The sequence below is a fragment of the Vibrio sp. OPT41 genome (genome assembly GCF_015163595.1).
Taxonomy (GTDB): Bacteria; Pseudomonadota; Gammaproteobacteria; order Enterobacterales; family Vibrionaceae; genus Vibrio; species Vibrio alginolyticus.
In genome coordinates this window covers 314649-320648 of record NZ_JADDYH010000036.1, presented here as the reverse complement: position 1 = coordinate 320648, position 6000 = coordinate 314649, and the positions used below count along the sequence as shown (strand labels likewise).

Genomic DNA, 6000 nt, shown 5'->3' with positions numbered 1-6000 from the left:
GCTTTGGCCCTCGTGAGCAAGGGCAGTACGCCAAAGAGTTCTACACCGTGGTGAAAACCGCTTATCAGCGCCCTTACTAAGAACAGCAGGGTAGCTGATGGTGTCAGTTACCCGCACTGAAAGGCTAAGAAATTGTTTAAGGAGTGGTTATGTACCAACAACGGATTGTGATTGACGGATTGCAGTACTGCAATTGGGATCGAGAGTATTTCCAAACGCTTAAGGCGAGTGGCATTACCGCCGTTCATGCCACCATCGTCTACCACGAAACTGCGCGCGAAACCTTAACGCGTTTTGCTGAATGGAACTTGCGCTTCGAGCAAAATGCGGACCTCATCATGCCTATTTATTCAATGGCAGATGTAGAAAAAGCCAAAGCAGAAGGCAAAGTCGGCATCTTCTTCGGCGCGCAAAATTGCTCACCAATCGATGATGAAATTGGTCTGATTGAAGTGATGCGCCGCCAAGGTCTGCTGATCATGCAACTGACCTACAACAACCAAAGCTTACTGGCGACAGGTTGTTACGAACAAAACGATTCCGGCGTAACTCGCTTTGGTAAACAAGCGATTGAAGAGATGAACCGAGTCGGGATGATCATTGATATGTCCCACAGCGCGGAGCGTTCGACGTTGGAAGCTATCGAGCTCTCTTCGCGTCCAATTTGTATCAGCCATGCTAACCCGACATTTGCGCATGACGCACTGCGCAACAAGTCCAACACCGTGATCAAAGCACTGACGGAGCGCGGTGGTTTGATTGGATTCAGTTTATATCCATTCCATTTGCCAAATGGCAGCCAGTGCACGCTGGATGATTTCTGCCAGATGGTTGCGAAAACCGCAGACATGTTTGGCGTTGACCATTTAGGTATCGGTAGCGATTTGTGCCTAAATCAGCCGCAACAAGTGTTGGAGTGGATGCGCAACGGGCGTTGGTCAAAAGCGATGGATTACGGCGAAGGTTCTGCAAGTAACTCGGGATGGCCAGATGCGCTGCCATGGTTCTGCGGCAGCGCAGGGATGGAGAACATCTACAACGGATTAATGGGTCACGGATTCAGTGAATCTGAGGCTGGAAAAATATTGGGTGAAAACTGGTTCAACTTCCTTAAAGAAGGATTAGAGCCTATTTCATAGCATTCCCCAAAGTAGGAACCGCCTGCCCACATAATAACAATACGGCAGGCGTAAAACTCACATTTGTAGCCAGTCTTTGGCTGCTGCAAAGAACCTCTGGAGCCAGAGTATGTCTGATTTAACCAATAGCATGAAAGCTTCCACGATGAGCGTGTCATCGGGCAAGTCGAAAGCAAAACACAACACATCAACAACAGAAAACACGACGGACAAATTAGGACTGAGTAACCCGGCCTTTTGGTATAGCGGTGGTTTCATCGCGTTGTTCGTTGCTATTGCACTTTATGACGGCGAGCTGTTATCTACGATCGTTAACGCTGGCTTTGGCTGGGCAGTTCAGGTATTTGGTCCATACTGGCAGTTACTGCTGCTTCTCACTTTTCTTATTGGTCTTGGCTTGGCTGCAGGGCGAACAGGCAAGGTGATGTTGGGCGGGATTGCAAAACCAGAAATGGATTCTTTCCGCTGGATGGCGATTATTTTCTGTACCTTATTGGCTGGTGGTGGTGTTTTCTGGGCCGCGGCTGAGCCTATCGCGCATTACGTTAGCCCACCCCCTTTGTACGGCGCGCAAGATAACCCGCAGCAAGGTGCGGTGAATGCGTTGTCGCAATCCTTTATGCACTGGGGCTTTCTGGCTTGGGCGATTGTAGGTAGCTTAACTTCCATCGTGGTGATGCACCTACATTACGACAAAGGTTTACCACTAAAACCCCGTATTTTGCTTTACCCAGTCTTGGGCGAACGAGCACTTAAAGGCCAACTCGGTGCATTGATTGACGCGTGCTGCATTATCGCGGTAGCCGCAGGCACCATCGGGCCAATTGGGTTTCTAGGCTTACAGGTTAGCTACGCGTTAAATGCGCTGTTTGATATTCCTGATGGCTTTACCACTCAGCTTATCATCATTTTGTTTGCGATTGCGCTTTACACCTTGTCAGCGCTCAGTGGATTAAGCCGAGGCATGCAACTGCTTAGTCGTTACAACGTGATTCTGGCAATGGCATTGATGGTTTACATCCTGTTTTTTGGCCCTACGAATTCTATCTTTAACGGATACATTCAAGGTGTAGGGAGCATGCTGGATAACTTTATCCCAATGGCGACCTATCGCGGTGACGAAGGTTGGCTAAGTTGGTGGACAGTATTTTTCTGGGGCTGGTTCCTGGGTTATGGTCCGATGATGGCAATCTTTATTGCGCGTATTTCCCGTGGTCGCACTATTCGCCAAGTTATTTCAACCATCAGTATAGTGGCTCCGTTAACCACTTGTTTTTGGTTCACGATTGTGGGCGGCTCAGGCCTTGCGTTTGAAATTGCTGAACCGGGTAGTGTGAGTGCGGCGTTTGAAGGCTTTAACTTGCCAGGTGCTTTGCTTGCGGTGACTCAGCAACTACCAATGCCAATGCTGACTTCAATTCTATTTCTGATTTTAACCACGATCTTCATCGTCACGACGGGCGACTCAATGACCTACACAATCAGTGTCGTGATCAGTGGTGAAACGGAGCCGAATGCGATCATCCGTACCTTCTGGGGAGTAATGATGGGTGTGACGGCATTGATCCTAATTTCCCTTGGCTCTGGCGGCATCTCTGCTCTGCAATCTTTCATTGTTATTACCGCGGTTCCGGTTTCGTTGATTCTGTTACCGTCACTTTGGAATGCGCCACAAATTGCAATCAAAATGGCGAAAGAGCAAGGGCTATAACAATTATCCAATTCAAACAACGTGGAGCTTGTGCGGGTGTTTTCCTCCTGCATCCGCACAAACCCTAGTATTCTTACAATAACAAATAGGTGGTGAGCAAAATGGATGCACATCGTTCTACTTATACGGAAGCAACTATGCGCGATGCAGCGATTGTCATGGCAGCCGAAAGGCTTGGCGCAATGCACCAAAACCGAATCAGCTTTGTTCGCAGTCTGATTCGTAATATGGCAAGCCAAAACTGGCAAGTAACCAAGCATGAGTGGCAGCTTTGTCCTCGTGGTTATGGTCATGTGATTTACAAATTGACCACGCCAGAGCACGTTTATCATTTGGTGGTATTCTGTGATGAAATTGCCGACGACGAGCGTAATGATCGCGTAATTGCTGAAAAGTGGGATGTCACATTTGCACTGGTTCAAGGCGATGTTGATGTTACTTTGTTGGAAAGATTGCGAGAAAATGTACCGCTGCAAGAAGCGGGACGTAATCCAAACAACGTACTTGTTCTTGCTCGCGCAAACAAAAGTGTGCGCGTGTTTGAGCACATTGTTAGCGCGCTTTCTCAAGGCGAGCAGCCTGAGCCGAAAGAGTTAGCGGAAGTGGGTTATATCCTGCGTACCACAGCTGTTTATGGTAACGGAAAGTTTGGTATCGCCGATTTCAAACTGTTAGAGAACAACTCAGATTTCAGCCAGTCTTTTAGTGCGCAAGTGTGTGCGGTATATATGTTGCGTGAATTCAGCCTAGATTGGGTGCACTATCTGGCACTTCAACAAGGTGGCGACAACGCGGTGGCTTTGCATCGTGGCTTGCAGCGCTACCTTGGTGTCGGCAATGCTACTGGCTTAGGCATGGCTCCATACTTGATTAATCACCCGTGTATTGTTGACCAATGGATGACCTCTCGCGAGCGTGCGGTAGCGCGAGTCTTTGCGATGCCATGTGAAGCTTCATTCCATGCTCCTTTGCAAGGATTACTACAAAAAGCACAGCGTCATTTAGAGCAAGTCATCACCATTAATGAACATCAAGACAGGCTCAATCATCAAGCGATATCAGACATCAAACAACTGCTATCAGAGCTAACAACGTTAATGGCATCACATCCGAATTGGGCGAGTTTGGTCGAGCATAAGAAAACAATGAGTGTGGAAGCCCAAGAAATCCTCACCTCTTGCTTGATCGAACTCTACCCATCTTTAGTGGATGAATTTGCTAGCCAAATGAATACGGATGAAACGTTATCTATTCCGGGCGGGAAAAAGATCCAAGATTTACTGGAAGTGTTGCAAAGCAAGTACCGCTGGGCGATTGATGCGGATTACTCACTGGCCGAGAACAATTATTGGTTCTGGTATCGTTCACAAGACAAAGAAGAGCCAAGGCTTGGTGTTCGTGGCGAGGAAGCAGGAGAAGAAAAAGAGCTGCCGCTTGATATCGGCAGACAAGTGAATCGCTTGTACCACGCTTTGCTTGGTTGTGATGAAGAAATGTCCGTAGCAGAGTTTCTGTTGCAAAATCCGACTTATCGTTCGATCACACGTCGCGTATGGACGCTAGGCAACCGTGCGATGGGGGATATTCAAATGAACGTGCTGCGTAAAGATGCGTTACCAATGCACTTACTGCGCTGTAAATTGGCGATCTTTGGTGCGACTAAGTTTGATCCGCGCTCGGATCGTTGGGTTCGAATAACTTTCTTCCAAGGTGCGCCGTTGTTAGATGAAATTCACGATCCTAAACTGGCAGACACATGGATTTTCCCTAGCATGCCGCCGCGTGACGAAATTGCGCAAAGTGACAATCAAAAAATCAACGGAGGATTTGCATTATGATCGTCTCTCACAACGAATTGGTGGCCGCGGTTAATAAGGCATTTCTTGGCATGCGCCGTCACTGTGGTGAGGCGGATGTCATTGCGAACATGGTGGCGGACTTGCAAATGGTTGGCTTACATGGAGTTCGCCATTTTAATAACGCCAGTCTGTTTCTTGGGTTAGATTCAGACTGCGCCGTATCGGTGACCAACAGCACACCGTCAAGCATAGAGGTAGAACTGCACAACGGGAGTGTAGCGTGTCATTTACCCGCTGTGTTGGATTTCGCGCTCGAGAAAATGATCAACCGTAAGTCGATTACCATTACGTTGAAACAGTGTCATAACCGTTGGCTGGGTTTCAGTGAGTTGTTGAAGCTCTCTGCGAAAGGCATTGCGTGTCGAGCACAGTGGGTCAATGGCTCAAGTCCCAAGCGAACGCTTTATGTGTTAAACCGTGGACGAATCGCACCAGAAGTCTTTTTCTCGGATCAGTTTGATGTGCATGATACGGATTTGCATAGTATGGTTATCGAGCTCTCCGTGAACGATTTCGATATCGAGAAAAGTGCGCAAGGGTATACCACCCACATTGAAGGTGATGAGTTAAGCCGTACGCAACAAGCTTCTTGGCAAAATGGTATCTTTGTCGAAGACCAAGAATGGGAAACACTGAAACAAACCGCAACCGCGTTGCTGGTGGAGAACAGTGAGCGTTCTATGCTCGGTGCTGGTGGTGTGGTTTAAGCTATGAAAGGCGATGATTCCAAGTAGAAGTGATGAAGGCTGCTGTTTAGCGGCCTTTTTTGTGCGCGATGTTCAGTCACTTCTGAAGTTCAAAGACTATGATTACCGTTATCCGCAAGATGGATCAACACAGGTAAGAAAAATGGATCTGCAAGAGAATAAAAGAAATGCCATTGCGTTTTACGAAACCGCCTATCGAGGTAACCCAAGAAAGGCAGTTGAAGACTACGTAGGTGATGAGTACATCCAGCACAATCCATTAGTTGGAAATGGCCCCGAGGCTTTTATCGAGTATTTTGAGCGGATGCAAAATGAGTATCCCGATAAAGATATTACGTTTGTGCGAGCCATTGCTGAAGGGAATTTGGTGGCACTACACACTCACCAAACATGGCCTAATGATATTGAATACGTGACGATGGATTTCTTTCGTTTTGATCACAATGGGAAGATCGTTGAACATTGGGACGCTCTGCAAGAGATACCCAAAGAAACATTGAATGGTCACACCATGTATTAACGAGTCGTTGACGAGTCTCCCATGCCGTTTATTCAAACGGCATGGGAGGTTAAATGATTTGTGG

The 6000-nt window shown here is 47.6% G+C and carries 5 protein-coding genes; all 5 read left to right on the top strand.

The window, feature by feature from the left end; genetic code table 11:
• Nucleotides 1–149: 149 nt before the first annotated feature.
• The 5 genes from IQP38_RS15735 (at nucleotide 150) to IQP38_RS15715 (ending at nucleotide 5936) form a co-directional block, all read left to right on the top strand.
• Entirely contained in the window at nucleotides 150–1139 is a 990-nt protein-coding gene (locus IQP38_RS15735) for a membrane dipeptidase (RefSeq protein WP_053303711.1), read from the top strand.
• Nucleotides 1140–1248: 109 nt separating this feature from the next.
• Complete coding sequence (locus IQP38_RS15730; RefSeq protein ID WP_062730959.1) at nucleotides 1249–2850, top strand: BCCT family transporter; 1602 nt, start codon at nucleotides 1249–1251, stop codon at nucleotides 2848–2850.
• Between the two features lie 101 nt (nucleotides 2851–2951).
• A complete protein-coding gene (locus IQP38_RS15725; protein WP_193837733.1) occupies nucleotides 2952–4688 on the top strand; it encodes a hypothetical protein in 1737 nt (578 codons plus the stop codon).
• Nucleotides 4685–5416: a DUF3726 domain-containing protein gene (locus IQP38_RS15720; RefSeq protein WP_161441452.1), complete on the top strand. Its 732-nt coding sequence runs from the start codon at nucleotides 4685–4687 to the stop codon at nucleotides 5414–5416. The genes IQP38_RS15725 and IQP38_RS15720 overlap by 4 nt, the downstream gene beginning before the upstream one ends.
• 142 nt (nucleotides 5417–5558) lie before the next feature.
• The gene (locus tag IQP38_RS15715) at nucleotides 5559–5936 is read left to right on the top strand and encodes a nuclear transport factor 2 family protein (RefSeq protein WP_031777276.1); all 378 of its coding nucleotides are present in this window, start codon (nucleotides 5559–5561) and stop codon (nucleotides 5934–5936) included.
• Nucleotides 5937–6000: the final 64 nt, after the last annotated feature.

Bases quoted from the DNA above. Each gene is read 5' to 3' on its own strand.
- IQP38_RS15735 (WP_053303711.1), top strand. From the start codon at position 150: ATGTACCAACAACGGATTGTGATTGACGGATTGCAGTACTGCAATTGG.
- IQP38_RS15715 (WP_031777276.1), top strand. From the start codon at position 5,559: ATGGATCTGCAAGAGAATAAAAGAAATGCCATTGCGTTTTACGAAACC.
- IQP38_RS15730 (WP_062730959.1), top strand. From the start codon at position 1,249: ATGTCTGATTTAACCAATAGCATGAAAGCTTCCACGATGAGCGTGTCA.
- IQP38_RS15725 (WP_193837733.1), top strand. From the start codon at position 2,952: ATGGATGCACATCGTTCTACTTATACGGAAGCAACTATGCGCGATGCA.
- IQP38_RS15720 (WP_161441452.1), top strand. From the start codon at position 4,685: ATGATCGTCTCTCACAACGAATTGGTGGCCGCGGTTAATAAGGCATTT.